The following is a 17,018-nucleotide window of genomic DNA, read 5'->3' on the forward strand; positions in this document are numbered from 1 at the left end:
GATGCTTGGTTGATGCGAATGCCGATGGAATCTTACGCACAGCAAATCATCGACTTCGTGCGTCAGAACGAGGCCTGGGCGCCGCCGATTGTTTTTGCGCTCGCTTTCGGTGAGTCGCTAGCATTCATCTCGGTGTTGGTTCCGGCTTGGGCTGCGTTGATCGCGATTGGTGGGCTGGTCAGCGTGAGCGAGATCAAGTTCTGGCCGATCTGGGTCGCCGCCTCGACGGGCGCTGGGCTCGGCGATTGGGTATCCTACTGGATCGGCTTGAAACTGGGGAAGGCCATCTACTACAGGTGGCCTTTCTCCCGGCATCCGCATCTCATTTCGAAGGGGGAGTCCTTCGTGAGGAAATGGGGCGTGTCCGGCGTCTTCATCGGTCGTTTCTTCGGCCCGTTGCGCGCGGTCGTTCCACTTGTCGCTGGCATCTTCGCCATGCCCTATTGGCCCTTTCAGGTCGCCAATTTCGCTTCGGCATTCCTGTGGGCGGCCGTGGTGCTGCAAATTGGCAAATTCGGATCGGAAGCCCTGACTTGGCTCTGGGAGTAGGCGACACCAATTTCGGCGCCCAAGAGCGATGCAATGGAGAAATTCAATGCGAGAAATACTGCTTGGCTGAGGAGGCAACTGGGTATTGCGATTCGTCATTCACACCCGGCGCTGCGAACGCCCACGGCTCGAACGAGACAATCAGGAATATATTCGAGGTCGCGAGCCCGCAGCCTCGCAAGATCAAAATCGACGGCCGCAAAGGGTTATCGAAACCGACAACGTCGGCGATAACCGGTCCGTTTAGGCTGCCGCGGGCCGGTGGCCGCTGCTCAGTCGGTATCCTGGCGGCATGGCGCTCGCGATCATCAGCATTTCGCCTAGCCTTTCGGAACTCACAAGTCCAACCAGCCGGTCCGCACCATCAAGGATGCCGACGGCGGGCGCACCTTTTTCCTGCAGGAGTTTGAGTGCGTCTTCCAGCGTGCAGCGACGATTGCAGGTCGGGAAAGGCGACAATGTCGCGTCCTTTAGCCGAGCCTCGGGACCGAACTCTTTCAGAGCGCGGATCAGGTCGGCGCGGGACAGGATACCGACTGGCCGCTGTGCATGATCGACGATCGGGAATTCGCTCTGGCTCGTGTGCAGCAGGAGCTCGATCGCCTCGTTGAGACGCGATTGCGGCGTGAGCATTGCGAACTGCGTCATCGTCGCGGCGTCGACCGGCACGCCTTGCGACAAGGAGCGGAGGGCGACCATATGGGCCTCCGAGGAGGCCGCCAGATAAACGAAGATCGCGATGAAGATCAGCATCGGGCTTCCGAACAGACCGATAAAGCCGAGCGCGAACGCGACCCATTGACCGATCATTGCAGCGATCTCGGTGGCGCGAACGAAGCCGAGCCGCGCTGAGAGGAGCGCGCGCAGGATGCGTCCGCCATCCATCGGGAAGGCGGGGACCAGGTTGAAGAGCGCGAGGAACAGATTCACCGATGCGAGCCGGTCGACCATTGAGACCTGGGCGCTTTCGACCGCCGCGAGCGAGCCGCCGTCCAGTGTCGCGCTCGTGAGGAGGACGAGACCGAACGCGATCACGACATTGACCAGTGGGCCCGCGATCGCGATGAGAAATTCCTCAAGCGGCGTTTGCGGAATGCGTTCCAGCCGCGCGACGCCGCCGATTGGAAGCAAAATGACATCGGGTGTCAGAACGCCGAAGGCGCGCGCCATCAGGATGTGGCCGAACTCATGCGCCAGCACGCAGATGAACAGGAGCATCATGAACAGAAGGCTGCTCCAGGCCGCATTGGTCCCGCCCGAGACGTAACTCGCGCCGAAAATCCAGGCGAGGAAGAGGAGGAAAGTGATGTGGATTCGGACGGCTGTTCCGGCGATGGAGCCGAGCTTCAGGTACCAAGACATGGCTTGCCTCACAACGGTCGAGCTTCGGGGCAGGGGCAGGATGAAGTGGCTGTCCTGCTGCTGCGCTGACAGACCGCAACCCCAACGGTGTCAATCCGCTTGCATATTTGGAGGCCGACCCCCGGCTCAGGGTCATATCGCTGCAGGCCGAACACGCTAAGAATTTCGAAATTCTCCGTATGCCCGTAATCAGGGGGAACTCGCAGTTGTCTCGTGCGTGCCTCGATCGCCACTTCGTGACAAGAGCGGCCCTCTCATCAAAGGCGGCTGTCGTGAGCAGGCCGGAGGAGGTGACGTCGTTAGACATCTGAGACGATCACACGCGGCTCCTGCACTGACGACAAGGACCAAGCGAGCCAGAAGTCGTTACAAAAAGGCTGCCGTGCGAACGAGCGTTTCCTCTCAACGCGGCTGATTGCGCCTGCAAAATGGGGTCCGCGGCTGTGCCAGGAAGGTGCGTGAGGTATCTTGAGCGTGGCCGTGCCGCGCGTGGAGGCGTCATCGACGGCCGCCAACCTCGTCGACATGCCTCAACAGATCGGCCGGATCATCGTAAACGCGGATTGCACCGGATTGCCTCAACTCGTCTTGCCCATAGCCACCGCTCAAAAGACCAACACCCAGGGCCCGGCAGCGTATTGCCGCCAGCATGTCCCAGACGCTATCACCCATAACCACTGCTGTTTCGATAGGTGCTTCCAGTCGGGCGGCGGCCGCGAGAAACAGGTCCGGATCGGGTTTGGCATATTTGACCTGATCGCGCGTCACTACCGGGATCCTGTCTGGATCGACGCTGAGCGCGGCCAGATTGACGGCTGCGGTTTCCATGCGGCCGCTGGTCGCAATCGTCCACGGAATACCGGCCTCCGACAACCACGACAGCAATTCTCGCGCTCCCGGCAGAGGCCGGATGTATCTGGCCTGCTGACGGTACGCGGCGGCGTGGCCCTCGCGCAGCCGTTCCGCGCGCTCATCGCTAATCTCGAACCCGGTCTCGCGCAGAAGCTGGTCGGTGAACAAGCCGCCGCTCATGCCGATCTTGCGATGGATGCGCCACACCGATAGCTCAATGCCTTCAGCGTCAAGCGCGTGCTTCCAGGCAAGGACGTGTTGGTACACGCTGTCCACCAGGGTTCCATCAAGGTCAAATATAAAGACGGGCTCGATCCGCATCGATTTCTCCTTCTTCGATAGCATTGTCATCTGCAATGACCGAGCATCTTCGATTTGACGGTGCCAGCGAGCGGCAATCCTCGGCCTTGGCGATCAAAAGCCGTTCAGGCGGCGAAGACAAAGGCCACCACAGCGCAACTGCTCCGACCAGGTAGCGATTTTGCTGACGGTACGACGCCAAGAATGGCCACCGCCGCATCTGACGTGCTCAAGATGTCAGGTGTGAGGCGCGCCATGGACACCCAGGGCTCGCTTAACGTCGACGCCAGCCCCGTTCGAGGCGACCAATAGCCCGATGCCGAGCGCGACCGCGAGACGGGAGACCAGCGCTTGGGGGGCTTTGGACGGGTCCATGTCCGGACTGTTCTAGGCGCGACCATTGCGCCGCTCGGTAATGACTACCAGCGTTCGACCGGGTCTCCTTGGTTGCAACAGCGCAATCCAGCATTCACCGAAATCTAGGGGCTCCCGCATCGCGAGCACCTTGATTGACGTCAGCTTGCTTGAGGGTTTTCAGTGGCCAATATCTTTGTCGGCCGCTCGGTGCAGCAATCGCGATGCGGATCGTGCGCGCGCAAGCACGGTATGCAGGCTGTGCTACTACGACCGAGTGACAGCCAAAGCTTTCGGGAAGCTTTATGGAGGTCAACGCGCTGTGGGTTCGGCCTGGACGATCGAAAAACAGGACGTGGAGCGTAAACGTCTTGCCACACAATCGGATGCAATTCCCTCATTCAACCGGCGCGCCGAGCTAGAGATACTAGTCGGGCTGGTAGCCGGCGGAGAACGGCACCGCTGCGGCGGGGGGCGCGGCTATGCCAAATGAGGTCGACGACCACCGGCCGGTTGACCGATATCAACGCGGCCAGGCGGAAACTCAATAATGATATTAGGGAGTGCCTTCGGGCTTGAGCGTCGCGCTGAAGGAAGCAAACCGATGAATATCGAGAAATATACCGAGCGTTCGCGCGGCTTCATCCAGTCGGCGCAATCGCTCGCCATGCGCGAGGGCCACCAGCAGTTCTCGACACTGCATCTGTTGAAAGTGCTGCTGGATGACAATGAGGGGCTTGCGAGCGGCCTGATTGACCGTGCGGGCGGCAACTCCCGCGCCATCCTGAAAGCGACCGAGGACGCGCTGAACAAATTGCCAAAAGTGTCCGGCGGCGGGGCCGGACAGGTCTATCTCGCGCCGGAACTGGCGCGCGCCTTCGATGCTTCCGAGAAGGCGGCCGACAAGGCCGGCGACAGCTTTGTCACCGTCGAGCGGCTGCTACTGGGCCTCGCGATGGACAAGAACAGCGAAGCCGGCAATATTTTGAGCAATGGCGGCGTCACAGCGCAGAATCTTAACGCGGCGATCGAGTCCCTGCGCAAGGGCCGCACCGCGGATTCCGCGACAGCCGAAAACGCCTATGACGCGCTGAAGAAATATGCCCGCGACCTGACCCAGGCTGCGCGCGACGGCAAGCTCGACCCGGTGATCGGCCGCGACGAGGAGATCCGTCGCACGATTCAAGTGCTCTCGCGCCGCACCAAGAACAATCCCGTGCTGATCGGCGAGCCCGGCGTCGGCAAGACCGCTATCGTCGAGGGCCTCGCGCTGCGCATCGTCAATGGCGACGTGCCGGAAAGCCTGAAGGACAAAAAGCTGCTCTCCCTCGACATGGGCGCGTTGATTGCCGGCGCAAAGTATCGCGGCGAGTTCGAGGAGCGGCTGAAAGCCGTGCTGCAGGAGGTCATCTCCGCGGAGGGCAGCATCATCCTGTTTATCGACGAGATGCACACGCTGATCGGCGCCGGCAAGGCCGACGGCGCGATGGACGCGTCCAATCTGTTGAAGCCTGCGCTCGCGCGCGGCGAGCTGCACTGCATCGGCGCCACAACGCTCGACGAATACCAGAAGCATGTCGAAAAGGATGCCGCGCTCGCCCGGCGCTTCCAGCCGATCTATGTCAACGAGCCGACAGTCGAGGACACCATCTCGATCCTGCGCGGCCTGAAGGACAAATATGAGCAGCATCATGGGGTGCGCATCACCGATTCCGCGCTGGTGGCCGCGACCACGCTGTCGAACCGCTACATCACCGACCGCTTCCTGCCGGACAAGGCCATCGACTTGATGGACGAGGCGGCGGCGCGGCTGAAGATGCAGGTCGATTCGAAGCCGGAAGAGCTCGATTCGTTGGATCGCGACATCATCCGGCTGAAGATCGAGCAGGAGGCGCTAAAGAAGGAAAGCGATCCGGGTTCCAAGACCCGGCTGCAGACGCTGGAGAAGGAACTTGCCGATCTCGAAGAGAAATCCGCGGCGCTGACGGCGCGCTGGAGCAAGGAGAAGAACAAGCTTTCCGATGCGGCGAAGCTGAAGAGCGAGCTCGATGCCTTGCGCATTGAACTTGCCAACGCGCAGCGCCGCGGCGAATTCCAGCGCGCGGGCGAACTTGCCTATGGCACGATTCCCGAGCTGGAGAAGAAACTCGCCTCCATCGAGGACAACGAGGCGCCCGGCGAAATGATGGAGGAGGCGGTCACCGCCAACCACATCGCGCAGGTCGTGTCGCGCTGGACCGGCGTGCCCGTCGACAAGATGCTGGAAGGCGAAAAGGACAAGCTCCTCAAGATGGAGGAGGCGCTTTCCAGGCGCGTCGTTGGCCAGGCCGAAGCGGTGCACGCGGTGGCGACCGCCGTTCGGCGTTCGCGCGCGGGCCTGCAGGATCCGAACCGGCCGACCGGCTCGTTCATGTTCTTAGGCCCCACCGGCGTCGGCAAGACCGAGCTGACGAAAGCCTTGGCGGAGTATCTCTTCAACGACGAGACCGCGATGGTCCGCCTCGACATGTCCGAATACATGGAGAAACACTCGGTCTCCCGTCTGATCGGCGCGCCTCCGGGCTATGTGGGTTATGACGAGGGCGGCGCGCTCACGGAAGCGGTGCGGCGGCGGCCCTACCAGGTCGTGCTGTTCGACGAGATCGAGAAGGCGCACCCGGACGTCTTCAACGTGCTGCTGCAGGTGCTCGACGACGGCCGCTTGACCGACGGGCAGGGCCGCACAGTCGACTTCCGCAATACCCTGATCATCATGACGTCGAACCTCGGTTCGGAATTTTTGGTGAACCAGCCGGAAGGCGAGGACACCTCGGCCGTTCGCGATCAGGTGATGGGGATGGTGCGGGCACATTTCCGCCCTGAGTTCCTCAACCGCGTCGATGAGATCATCCTGTTCCACCGCCTGCAGAAGAGCGAGATGGGCCGGATCGTCGAGATCCAGTTCGCGCGGCTGCAAGAGCTGCTCGAGGATCGAAAGATCGCGCTGACGCTCGATGCTTCCGCACGCGACTGGCTCGCCGACAAGGGCTGGGACCCCGCCTATGGCGCGCGCCCCCTGAAGCGGGTGATCCAGCGCAGCGTGCAGGACCCGCTCGCCGAGATGATTCTGGCCGGCGAGGTCGCCGACGGGGACCGCGTTGTGATCTCGAGCGAAGGCAATGTGCTGACCTTCAATGGCAAGGCGGCGCAGACCGCCGAGGTCGCCCAGTTCGAGGCGCCGCAGGCCAGGCGCAAGCTGCATTAAAAGGAATGACGTCGTGCTGATCGACGGCGCCTCATAGCCGGCCAGCCATGTGTGCGGGCGATTAAGCTGAAGTATCCCACCAGGATAGAAGCGAGTGGAGCTGGGGAGTAGCCCGCGGAGGCGGAACCCGGGGAGGGTGCCCGGGTTCCTAGCCCGCCGCAACAACATCCCTCCCTCCAGGGACCGCTCGGCATGGCCGCCCTGTTATGTTCACAAGCCAGCTGAACGGTCGGTGAACTATGCACTTTTAGGAACTAAGAGCGCATGAAACAATTGGTTCGGCCGTGAGAGGTGGCCGGGTGTGCGACAATAAGCGATTTCCGCGAGCCGCCAAGCCGACTTCACCCCGGTCATCACAGAAGTCCGTTTTTGAGCCGGGCCATTGCTGCGCGGCTATGAACACGTTCTGGGGGAGCAAGGTACGAGGAGGACCGAACACACAGCCGATTATTATGTGCCTCACCGGGCGTGAGCACGAGACGGGCCGGTAACCCGTCGGTGTCCACCACCGCGTGTATCTTGCCCGTGAGACCTCCTCGCGAGGGACCCATACTTGCGGGGACCAAGCAAACTTCTTGACGCTTGATTGCCCCGGCCAATCTATCGTACTTCAGAACAATAACGTCCGTTTCGCCTGCGCCCGCGAGAAGGCCCAGTGGGCAAGGACCTTCACCGAGGACGATCAGCTTGGCCGTCCAGCGGCGGCGAGATGGGCGCGCGCGATCGTACTTCAGGACAATGATGTCCTTTTCGCCAGCGCCCGCGAGAAGCCCAGGTGGGCAAGGACCTTCACCTAGGACGATCAGCTTGGCCATCCAGCAGCGGCGAGATGGGCGCGCGCGTTCGCGCGTTCGATTGGGAGAAGACTCCGCTTGGGCCGATTGCCAGTTGGCCCCAGAGCCTCAAGACCACCATTGACCTCATGATGGCATCGCAACTCGCGATGAATCTGATCTGGGGTCCCGAGCGCATCCTAATCTACAATGAGGTCCATCGGGCGTTCATGGGGACGATGCATCCTCGTGCCTTCGGTCGACCGGGGCGCGAAGTCTGGGGCGAGGTATGGGAGGCGGCTGAAAGCGGCGATCCACCGTCGTGTTTTCGCGGGCGAGACCGTTACGTTGGAAGACCATCCCTGGACACTCCTGCGCAACGACGGTCCTGAGGAAGCGTTTTTCACGTCGTATTTTACGCCCATCCGCGACGAGACGGGCGCGGTCGTCGCCAATCTCGCCACTGCTTTCGAAACCACCAACGCCGTGAAGGAAAAGGCGGCGCGGGACCAGGCCGAACGGGCCTTGCGCAAGAGCGAAGCCAGACTGCGCGAGGTACTCGAAGGGATCGGCGAGGCCTTTTATGCGCTTGATCAGGATCAACGTTTTCTTTACGCAAGCCGCAAGGCACTCGAGATTTGGGACAAGAAGCCCGACGATTTGATAGGCGTCCCGTTTCTCTCAGTGTTCCCGAACGCTGTCGGCGCGCTGGACTATGAGGCGCAGCGGCGCGCACTCGAGACAGGCACAGCCCAGCATTTCGAGAGCGCCTCGCCTTTGATTGGGCGTTGGTTCGAGGTCGACATCTATCCAACCTCGACCGGTGTTTCTGTTGCGTTCCGAGACATCGATCGGCGTAAACAAGCAGAAGCGTTACTGCGGGCCAGCGAAGCGCGGCTAAAGGCGGCAGTCGAACTAATCGGCTTATCGCCTTATTCTGGCGATCCTAGGACCGGCGCTCTCGACTGGGATGCACGCCTTAAGTCAATGTGGGGATTACCCGCTGACACCACCGTCGACGCGCCGATGGCTGTCGCGGCCATACACCGTGACGACCAGGCTCGGGTCGCAGCGGCGTGGGAAGCCTCACTCGACCCCGATAGCGATGGCGTTTTCGTGGCCGAGTACCGTGTGCAGGGAATCGAGGATGGCATAGAACGTTGGGTCTCTACCCACGCCCGAAATTTCTTTAAAGGCCGACAGCCGGTCGGATTCATCGGTGCCATACGCGAGATCACGGAGGAGAAGCATGCCGAGGCGCGTCTGCGCGAGAGCGAAGCACGGCTCCAGGCGGCCGTCGATCTCGCGCGGCTCGGCCGCTATGCTTGGAATCCGCAAACCAATGAGTTGCAATGGGACGATACGCTGCGGGCAATGTGGGGCCTGGCTGCAGGCGCGCCTGTCGATTACGAGGTGTGGAGGGCCGGCGTGCATCCAGACGATCTTGCACGTGTCGAGGCTGCGGTCCAGCGGTGCGTCGACCCGCGGGGCGATGGGGTCTACGATATCGAGTACCGGGTCATCGGAAATACGGACGGCGTGGAACGCTGGATCGCGACGCGCGGGCGGACCAATTTCGAGAACGAGGCGCCAGTTGCGTTTTTCGGTATCGCCCTGGAGGTCACCGAGCGCAAACGTATTGAAGAAAGGCTCGAGCGCCGCATTGAAGACCTAAGGCGCGAACTGGAGGAGGCCAACCGGCAGCTCCGCTCTCAAATGGAGAAACGTGAGTTTGCCGAAACTGTGGTCCAGCAGTTGCAGCGGCTCGATGCGATCGGGCAGATCACGTCAGGCGTGGCTCACGATTTCAACAACCTACTCACAGTCGTGCTCACCAATGCGCATCTGCTCGCTCGCACAATGGAACGCCCTGACGATCTGGAAGGCGTCGAACTCATCCGGACCGCTGCTGACCGGGGCAGGAAGCTCGTTGCGCAACTCCTCGCCTTTTCGCGGAAACAGCAACTTGCACCCCTCGAGGTTGATCTAAACAGAAAGATCGCCGGAATCCGCGATCTGCTCGTCGCCACCTTGGGCGGGACGGTGCAACTCAAAACAATATTTGCTCCGGATCTCTGGCCCGCTCTGGTCGATCCAAACCAAATCGAGATGATCGTTCTCAATCTCGCCATCAACGCCAGGGACGCGATGCAGCCGGGCGACACACTCACTATCGAGACGCTCAACACCGTCATCGAAAGCGAGTCCTTTCGGCCGGAAGAGCCGTTGCCGGGAGACTACGTGGTTCTCGCCGTCAAGGATACCGGCACTGGTATCCCAGACGATGTCCTGCTGCATGTGTTCGAGCCTTTCTACACGACGAAAGAACCAGGAAAGGGCTCGGGCCTCGGATTGGCGCAAGTCTTCGGTTTTGCCAAACAGTCCGGTGGTGGCGTGCGTATTGAGACTCGCCTCGGTCAGGGCACTGCGGTGAAGGTTTTCTTGCCTCGCGCGGGGGGCGACAATGCTGATCACCGTGCGGACACCGTTGATGCGAGCAAGCGTCTGCAGACCACCAAGAGATTTCGTGTTCTGGTCGCCGATGACGAAAGGGCTGTCCTGAGGTCCATGGTTAGGATGCTCGATGTTCTCGGATATGCAACGGTGTCGGCGGAGAGCGGCGGCGAAGCGCTTCGCATGCTCGCAAGCAATCAGGAAATAGATCTCGTTCTCGCGGATCTCGCCATGCCGGAAATGAGCGGCGGCGAGCTTGCGAAAGCGATCCGTGCAATGCGGCCAACTTTGCCAGTCATCCTTATCACCGGCTATGGCGATCGCGCCGCCCTGAATGAGTTGAACGACTTGCGAATTATTTTGAAGCCGTTCACGGAAGACGAACTAGTTAACGCGATCAGCGCCGCACTAGAATAGGCGAGCTTCCGATGTCGTTGATGGCCCGTCGTATCATTCGCTGCGATGCGGAATTTGATCGCTACGGGGGCATAGCGGACTTTCGCGAGCCGTCAGTCGGCCCATTTAGGTGGTGCCGGATGAAAGCTTTTCACGTGAGTCTAATTGAGATGCGAGGCCGATCGGGATTCTTGTCGAGCAACGACAAAAATGCGCGTCTTCCTTTGAGGAAAGATGCTCTCCCTATTGATTCTCGAACGCGGACAGCCACGCGAGCGGCACTCACCATCCTTGTAGAAAATTCCGCGCTTTTGGGTTGCCCTGTCGGCACTGAGCTGGGCCGGGTAATTGCAATCAGCACTTGGCTGATCTAGGTTCGCTTCAGGCCTCTTTCTTTGGTGGGCGTTCATCACCCTCAGAGATGCCACCGAGTACGTCGGCAAGCTGCCCGAGGCGAAAACTTACCCTGCCGGACGGGCAAGCCGCTATGGAAGCGCTGATCCTGGTGGCGGAGAGCGGCGGCCCGGTGATGCTGGCGCGGATCGGCGTCATGCGGCATTGAACCGCAACCAAGTCCGCGAATTCAATCCGACGCGAAAGGATCCGCTCCGGGGCCGGCACAAGCTCAAGAGGATTCAGCCATCGCCGTTTTCGTCTATGTCCACATCAGGAAGCCGGTCGGCGAGGTTAAACACCGGGGTGTCTGCAAACCGGGTTGCCGCGGAAACGTGCAGCTCCTCACCCGACCCTCTCCCCGCAAGAACGGGAAGAGGGAGAACAGCCAGCCTCAGTCGATCACCTGGACGATCTTCTGCTGCTGCGGGTCAACCAGCACCACCTCGTCGCCGATGGCGAGATAGCGGTAGTTTGCGAGCTCCGGATGGTTGCGCGCCAGTTCTTCCGGCACCGGCTGCAGCGACAGACAGTTCGACGCGGAGGTTCCGCCGCCGGCCGAAGGCGAGGTCGAGCCGACCGTCGTCGAAGAGCTCCGCACCAATTCTCTGAACCGTCTGCGCGTGTCATCGCCGATGACGATATGATCGCGGCTGTAAGCGGCTGCCCTGCCGTAACCCGGTCCGTCGTCGAGAATATCGACAACCTCGCGCCGCCGCGGATCGATAATGGCAACGCGGTTGTCGATCACCGTGTACTCATAGTCCCGGTATTGCGGCATAATCCGCACGATATCGGGCGGCAACCGGCGCGCCTGCACGCCCCGCGGCAACCGCGTGCCGACATTGACCTGAACATTGAGCTTTTGGCTGGTGGCAGTCCTGTCGCGCCGCAACTGATCGACGACTTGCCGGCGCTGATCGTCGTTGAGCGCGGCCGAGGAAGTCTGGCCGTTCGATTGGTCCGGCTTTTGGCCAGTCTTCTGGGTCTGTGTGTTGTCTGCCGGCCGCGCGTTCTGCTGCGGGGACGTGAAGGGCCGGGCGGCCTGATCGCGTTGCTCCTTGCGATCGCGATCGATCTGCTGCTGGGTCTGCTGCTGCTTCGTATCGGCCGGCCTGGTGGCGTCCTGCGCGCGGTCCTGCTTGGCCTGACCCTCGCGGCCCCGCAGCTTTTCCTCAGCCTGTTGCTTCTGATCGGCAGCCGGCTTGGCATCGCGGCCCTGCTGCAGTTCCTTCTGCTGCGCCGTGCTCGAGGGAGCGCGCTCGCCACGGCTGGGCTGATCCTGGCTCTGCCGGGTCGGTTCCTTGGACTCGCGGCCCTGCGGCTTCTGCGCCTCCTTACTGCGCTCGGCCGGCGACGGGACCTCACCGCGCTGCATATCCTTGGTGCCACCCTTCGGCTCGGACTGCGCGCGCTCCTTGATGCGATCGGCCGCGCCGCCGCGATCCATCTCCTTCGACTGGGCGGCTGGACGGTCCATTTCCCTAGACTGAGACGCCGGTGACTGGGCGCGGGGGCTCTCCTCGCGCTTCTGCGAACCTTCCGGCGATTGCGCAATGGCGGGACCAGCGCCAATCACCAACGCCATCGCCGTCGTGTAAAGCCAATTAATCCTCATGGGAGAATCTCCTGTTGGTTCCCCCCGTCTCGGATTCGGCAAACTAGGTTGCCGCGTTTGGTTCCACCATGACGACGGTCAACGGGGCCGAGGCGATCCGCGCAGCGGGAGGACCAAATTCCAGGCAAGTGGCTGGTAGCCCGCTGGCGGACGGTGCAGCCTTTTCTTGACGCCTGGAAGAAGGTAGCTGCAAACAAAGGTTTGGAATTGTAGGCGGCCGGTCAGCTAGGCGCCGAATTGTTGAAGCGGGATGGGGCGCGGCTTTCGGAAACTCTGGCGGAACTTAGCGGCTGATTTGCGTTTATGACAGCCAGAATAATTTTGTTGATAGGAACGAAAGCTGGCCCTCCTCATTCCTTGGCATGACCCGATTTTACTTCCATCGACACCTGAACGGGCAGGCGGTAATAGATCAGAAGGGTGTAGTGCTTGACGACGCCGGCGCAGCATGCAGTTACGCTGTGCGTCGCATGCCAGGTGCGCTTAGTCGAGCTCTTGGCCAGCAACGACCTGATGTTCACGCGGCGACAGAAATTTCCAACGGCACAAGAACCCTCTATATTATCAGGGGGAAAATCGTCGTGGAGAAAAAGTAGATTGGTCCATTAGCCTCGATGTAATATCACCGATCCGCCGCGTTTTCTACGCGCTGATCCCGCCACATTTTGGGTAGCGCGGTCGACGTGTCGCGTTCATTTGCATTGATAGTACGTCGCGATGGTGCTCCGAGTGACTCGCCCTCTTCGACGCCTCGACGAACGATGTATCACCCACCTGTTTAGCCTGCCTGCTACATCAACAGCCTGTTACAAGACGTGTGACGACGGCTGAGATCGGCAAGATCCCGCAAGCTATTACGACTTAGCGAGACGTTCGTGCTAGCGAGGCTAAGATCTTAGCACAGCGATGATTTCCGGCACGAAGCAAAGAGGCGCAGCTTCCTCCTGTCGAACAATGCCATTGGACCCATTTGATGCATTTAAGGAGCTGCTGCGAAGGGGCAGCCCGCCGTCGCTGTGTGCCTGCTTCCAGGGACCGAACTCACATTCGATCACGATGTGAAATACAGGTGCACCGTTGTTTCACGAGAAGCGGATACAGTTGGATCCGCTCCGCCGGCTTTAGCGTGGCTCGGTTTTGCAAAATTGACCCACTTGTTTCGGATCCTCACCGTGATGCCCTGTCCTTTCCAGATGGAACGATGGTTCTCGTGAACATGTTGGAGGAGTGGCAGTGCGCCCGTGTAATCCAATTGCCTGTTGTAGAGCGGCAGCGGCAAGAGAGGACAATCGACATGCGCGGCTCGCGTGGTTCGCTTTCTGAGGCCGACCCGTCGGGCCTTGGCCCAATGGCGCTCCAGAGCTTATGAGATTTTTTGAGACGAGCGAAAGCGTCGCCGGCAGAGCAGTTAAGCTGCACTACTATACGTGACCACGTGTCAATTACATGACTAGGTGTCAACCGGGAAACGAGCGTGCTCGGCCTTGTTGATGATCATGGCCGGCAATGACGAGTTACTGCGGATCAGCCAGGCCTAAGCCTCGCCACGACGCCGAGCCGGATGGCTTCTGAGAGCTGGCGTACTTCAAGCCGATCCATCATGCGCGCGCGATGTACCTCAACGGTACGCACGCTCAGGCCGAGTTCGTATGCAATCAACTTGTTGGGACGACCAGCCATCAGCCCGTCAAGGACGTCCCGCTCGCGTGGGCTGAGGCTTGCCACCCGCCGGACTGCGTCGGCGCCCTCACGATCGCCCGTGATCTGGGGCTCCTTAGTGAATGTCGCCTCGATTGCCCCCAGCAACGCGTGATCGCTGTACGGCTTTTCTATGAAATCGCAGGCACCCGCCCTCATCGCCCGGACTGCCGTTTGGATGTCGCCCTGAGCGGTGACGATAATGACCGACAGGTCGCTCCGCATCCGGGTCAACTGTGCCTGGACTTCCAGCCCGTTTGTGTCTGGCAGACGGACGTCAAGCAGCACGCATGCCGGTTTGAACCCCATGGCGGCTGCCAAGAACTGATCCGCTCTCTCGAAGGTAACCGGCTCGAAATTGGCGGAACTCAATAGACGTTCCAGCGAACGAAGCACGGCTTCGTCGTCGTCGAGAACGTAGACGGTTCGCTCAATTGGCATCGCCTACACCTTCGGACGGAATGGTGAAGCGGAAGCTGGTGCCGCCGCCCGCCTTTGACTCTGCAGTCAACTGTCCGCCGTGCGTCTCGATAATCCAGCGTGAAATTGGCAGGCCAAGTCCCATGCCATTGTGCTTGCTTGAAACGAACGGCTCGAAGAGCCGGCAGGCTATATCCTCGCTGATTCCGGGGCCGACGTCAGCGACCGTAACCTCGATCATCCCATCGTCTACTACTCTTGTCGCCAGAGTAATTTCGCGCTGTTCCTGATCTGCCATCGCTTCAAGCGCATTGCGAATGAGATTTACCAGGACCTGTTGGATTTGGACCCGACTTACAAATGCGTGCGTGGCTCTAGCGTCTAGTTCAAACTTGAGGTTTGCCCCGGGCGAAGCAGCACTGCCCAACGCGAGCTTGCCGGCTTCCTCAATCATCAAAGACAATGCTTCAATTCGTCGTTCCTTCTCCTCTGGTCTGACGAGTTGGCGGTGCCGCCGGAGGATTTCGCTTGCTCGAAGCGCCTCGGCAGCCGCTTCGCTCGCAACGTCTTGCGCTATCGCGAGGCTGGCGGGGTCCGTGCGGTTCAGAAGCCGCTTTGCCGCATTCATCGAGTTGATGATGGCTGTGAGCGGCTGTGAGAGTTCGTGGGCAATCGACGCAGCCATCCGGCCAGCTGCCGTGAAGCGCGCCATACGATACATTTCGTCGCGCAAGCTCCGGAAGCGGAAATCGGATTGCTCACGTTCGAATTTTTCCGCCATGAGCTTTTTGTGTGCCGCGGCCAGTTCGATTGTTAGCTGCTCCAGGCGTCGTTCGAGAGTTTCGTTGAGGTGGCGCGATTCTGCCGCGGCATGATTCTCCAAGCTGAGATCGCGGCTAACGGTTGCGACGTTCATCGGTTGCCCGGTTCGCGGATCGTCTATCCTAAAGCAATCCACAAGGAAAGGCATCGGAAGTCCGGACCCGAAGTGCACAAGATCGAGTTCTCCTTTCCATTGACCTGTACGCAGCACCAAGGGCCAAATCGTTTTTCGGACGACCTGCCGGTTTTCGCGTGATACGAAGTCGAGTACGCGAAGTCGCAATGCATCGTCGGGCGTGGCAAGACCCACCGATTGTAGGCCAGCCGGGTTGACGTATTGAATATGACCGCTCAATGAGGCAATGCCTATAAAGTCAGTCGATCGCTTCGCCAACATGGTGAATCGTCTCTTGTCGGCATCGTCCAACCAGTGCGGGAACGCGATCGCCGCCTGATTAGCCCCGATAGTGAGCAGCAATCGTTCCGCTTTGGTTGGAAACGCGGCGCGAAAGGAGCCGGCAGCAAGCACAGCATACTCGCTTAGCCCGATTGGTGCGGTTGCGACCTGCAGGTTGCGGCCGCTGGATCCGTTGGCGACGATAAACCCCTGATCGTCGCCAAATGTCGCTCTTTCGCGCTTCAGCACGGCCCGTACATGATCCACACTTGCAGGATCCAAGTCAGGATGACAGCGGAGCAGCTCCGTGAGGTGAGTGTCATGATTTTGCAGGATAATGAGGACAAAGTCAGCGCGGAGCATCGTGAATAGTGCGCCGGCGATGCTGTCGCACATCCGCCGCAAATCATAGTTTCGCCACGCCTTGGGAAGCATCGAAAGGGCGACAACGTCGCGCATACAACGCCGCAACTCATCAGGATCTGCAATGGGATCGGTCCACGGCATTGCGCTGGCCTCGCAGCGACCCGGATGAATTTGATACCTATTTTGCGAGGCCGGCAACTTCCGGGCGGCCCTCATGGCGGTATCCTCGTCTGTGTATTCCAGAATGATGATGCTGCCTGTTCCCGAAACGCAGCGGGGTCCGATACGTCGAGAATAATCAGTGGTGGCTTGGTCATTCCGACGGTGACCCGTCAGGCCTTTGGTGATGGTCTACGGTAGGCCCCCTGACCAACCTTGCATTTAGCTAGGTTAAAGGGCGGCCAAGGCGCGGCGTTACTCCTTCCGCTCGACCATCCGGTTCACGACCTTGCCAGATTGCTCTAGAAGGCGAGCGCTTTCGGCGAGCACGCGATAGCTATCTGCAAGCGTGCTAAGTTGTTGCCGCGAATGTCGATCAGGGGCAGCGTCGGCAGCCAACGCGTAGTGACGTTCCAGCCGCGAATACTCTTTGGACGACGTTAATGACGGGGAGCGCGCGACCGTTCCGGCTCACCGGATCGATTTCAACAACGCCTCAATAGACCTCATGCCGTATCTAAGTTCCTCTCGAGGGAACGGCTCTTCTTCTTGCGGTCCATGAAGATGTCAGGCGGCGGCAGTGGGTCAGTTTGATTGTGGCAGGGTTCCTCACTGGTATGTTGACTGTCGAGGGCATACACGCGCGGCGTCAGCTTAACTTGGCCCGCGTGGCATAGCGGCCGATTTGATTGCAGAAGGTACCGCAGGTTTTCCGGGTGTGGGGAAAGGCGGTAACGCTCCACTGACTCGAACCCCGCCGCGACGCTTCATCCCTTGGTTTGTTCGGGCGGCTCGAATTTGGTATCACGCCGGGGGGCGATCCCCTCCGCTCGGCTCGCTCTGGCACTTGCTACCCCGGAT

General features: G+C 60.4%; 11 protein-coding genes and 1 pseudogene. 5 read left to right on the plus strand and 7 right to left on the minus strand.

The window, feature by feature from the left end; genetic code table 11:
- The first annotated feature begins 24 nt into the window (after positions 1-24).
- Complete coding sequence (locus tag ACVMDN_RS07815; RefSeq protein WP_253587536.1) at positions 25-549, plus strand: DedA family protein; 525 nt, start codon at positions 25-27, stop codon at positions 547-549.
- A gap of 243 nt (positions 550-792) precedes the next feature.
- On the opposite strand, the gene ACVMDN_RS07820 is transcribed toward ACVMDN_RS07815, so the two are convergent.
- Positions 793-1,719, minus strand: a complete 927-nt coding sequence (locus ACVMDN_RS07820; protein WP_456835385.1) for a site-2 protease family protein — start codon at positions 1,717-1,719, stop codon at positions 793-795.
- Between the two features lie 18 nt (positions 1,720-1,737).
- Here ACVMDN_RS07820 and ACVMDN_RS07825 point away from each other — a divergent pair, with 18 nt between their 5' ends.
- Positions 1,738-1,980 (plus strand): hypothetical protein, encoded by a 243-nt coding sequence (locus ACVMDN_RS07825; protein WP_253587534.1) that lies wholly within the window; start codon positions 1,738-1,740, stop codon positions 1,978-1,980.
- 429 nt (positions 1,981-2,409) lie between these two features.
- Here ACVMDN_RS07825 and ACVMDN_RS07830 read toward each other — a convergent pair whose 3' ends face one another.
- Together ACVMDN_RS07830 and ACVMDN_RS07835 are read right to left on the minus strand one after the other, a co-directional pair.
- Entirely contained in the window at positions 2,410-3,084 is a 675-nt protein-coding gene (locus ACVMDN_RS07830) for an HAD family hydrolase (RefSeq protein WP_456835384.1), read from the minus strand.
- Complete coding sequence (locus ACVMDN_RS07835; RefSeq protein ID WP_253587533.1) at positions 3,056-3,265, minus strand: hypothetical protein; 210 nt, start codon at positions 3,263-3,265, stop codon at positions 3,056-3,058. Before ACVMDN_RS07835 ends, ACVMDN_RS07830 begins: the two co-directional genes overlap by 29 nt.
- Positions 3,266-4,021: 756 nt before the next feature.
- Here ACVMDN_RS07835 and clpB point away from each other — a divergent pair.
- A complete protein-coding gene (gene clpB / locus ACVMDN_RS07840; RefSeq protein WP_253587532.1) occupies positions 4,022-6,661 on the plus strand; it encodes an ATP-dependent chaperone ClpB in 2,640 nt (879 codons plus the stop codon).
- Positions 6,662-7,104: 443 nt separating this feature from the next.
- Here clpB and ACVMDN_RS07845 read toward each other — a convergent pair.
- A pseudogene (locus ACVMDN_RS07845) lies at positions 7,105-7,212 on the minus strand (IS5/IS1182 family transposase); the annotation flags it as partial.
- Between the two features lie 570 nt (positions 7,213-7,782).
- Here ACVMDN_RS07845 and ACVMDN_RS07850 point away from each other — a divergent pair.
- Positions 7,783-10,305 (plus strand): PAS domain S-box protein, encoded by a 2,523-nt coding sequence (locus ACVMDN_RS07850; RefSeq protein WP_456843631.1) that lies wholly within the window; start codon positions 7,783-7,785, stop codon positions 10,303-10,305.
- 766 nt (positions 10,306-11,071) lie between these two features.
- Here ACVMDN_RS07850 and ACVMDN_RS07855 read toward each other — a convergent pair.
- A complete protein-coding gene (locus ACVMDN_RS07855; protein ID WP_456835382.1) occupies positions 11,072-12,127 on the minus strand; it encodes a DUF1236 domain-containing protein in 1,056 nt (351 codons plus the stop codon).
- Between the two features lie 530 nt (positions 12,128-12,657).
- Here ACVMDN_RS07855 and ACVMDN_RS07860 point away from each other — a divergent pair.
- Complete coding sequence (locus tag ACVMDN_RS07860) at positions 12,658-12,891, plus strand: DUF6894 family protein (RefSeq protein ID WP_376708539.1); 234 nt, start codon at positions 12,658-12,660, stop codon at positions 12,889-12,891.
- A 928-nt stretch (positions 12,892-13,819) separates the two neighbouring features.
- Here the strand turns inward: ACVMDN_RS07860 and ACVMDN_RS07865 are convergent.
- Together ACVMDN_RS07865 and ACVMDN_RS07870 are read right to left on the minus strand one after the other, a co-directional pair.
- Positions 13,820-14,434, minus strand: coding sequence for a response regulator (locus tag ACVMDN_RS07865; protein WP_253587528.1), 615 nt, complete (start codon positions 14,432-14,434; stop codon positions 13,820-13,822).
- A complete protein-coding gene (locus ACVMDN_RS07870; RefSeq protein ID WP_253587527.1) occupies positions 14,424-16,139 on the minus strand; it encodes an ATP-binding protein in 1,716 nt (571 codons plus the stop codon). The genes ACVMDN_RS07865 and ACVMDN_RS07870 overlap by 11 nt, the downstream gene beginning before the upstream one ends.
- Positions 16,140-17,018 lie beyond the last annotated feature (879 nt).

This window comes from Bradyrhizobium sp. USDA 4510, assembly GCF_054059095.1.

Coding starts and splice junctions, on each gene's coding strand:
- ACVMDN_RS07815 (WP_253587536.1), top strand. CDS start 25: ATGGAATCTTACGCACAGCAAATCATCGACTTCGTGCGTCAGAACGAG.
- ACVMDN_RS07820 (WP_456835385.1), bottom strand. CDS start 1,719: ATGGCGCGCGCCTTCGGCGTTCTGACACCCGATGTCATTTTGCTTCCA.
- ACVMDN_RS07825 (WP_253587534.1), top strand. CDS start 1,738: ATGCGCCAGCACGCAGATGAACAGGAGCATCATGAACAGAAGGCTGCT.
- ACVMDN_RS07830 (WP_456835384.1), bottom strand. CDS start 3,084: ATGCGGATCGAGCCCGTCTTTATATTTGACCTTGATGGAACCCTGGTG.
- clpB (WP_253587532.1), top strand. CDS start 4,022: ATGAATATCGAGAAATATACCGAGCGTTCGCGCGGCTTCATCCAGTCG.
- ACVMDN_RS07855 (WP_456835382.1), bottom strand. CDS start 12,127: ATGGATCGCGGCGGCGCGGCCGATCGCATCAAGGAGCGCGCGCAGTCC.
- ACVMDN_RS07860 (WP_376708539.1), top strand. CDS start 12,658: ATGACCCGATTTTACTTCCATCGACACCTGAACGGGCAGGCGGTAATA.
- ACVMDN_RS07865 (WP_253587528.1), bottom strand. CDS start 14,434: ATGCCAATTGAGCGAACCGTCTACGTTCTCGACGACGACGAAGCCGTG.
- ACVMDN_RS07870 (WP_253587527.1), bottom strand. CDS start 16,139: ATGCCGTGGACCGATCCCATTGCAGATCCTGATGAGTTGCGGCGTTGT.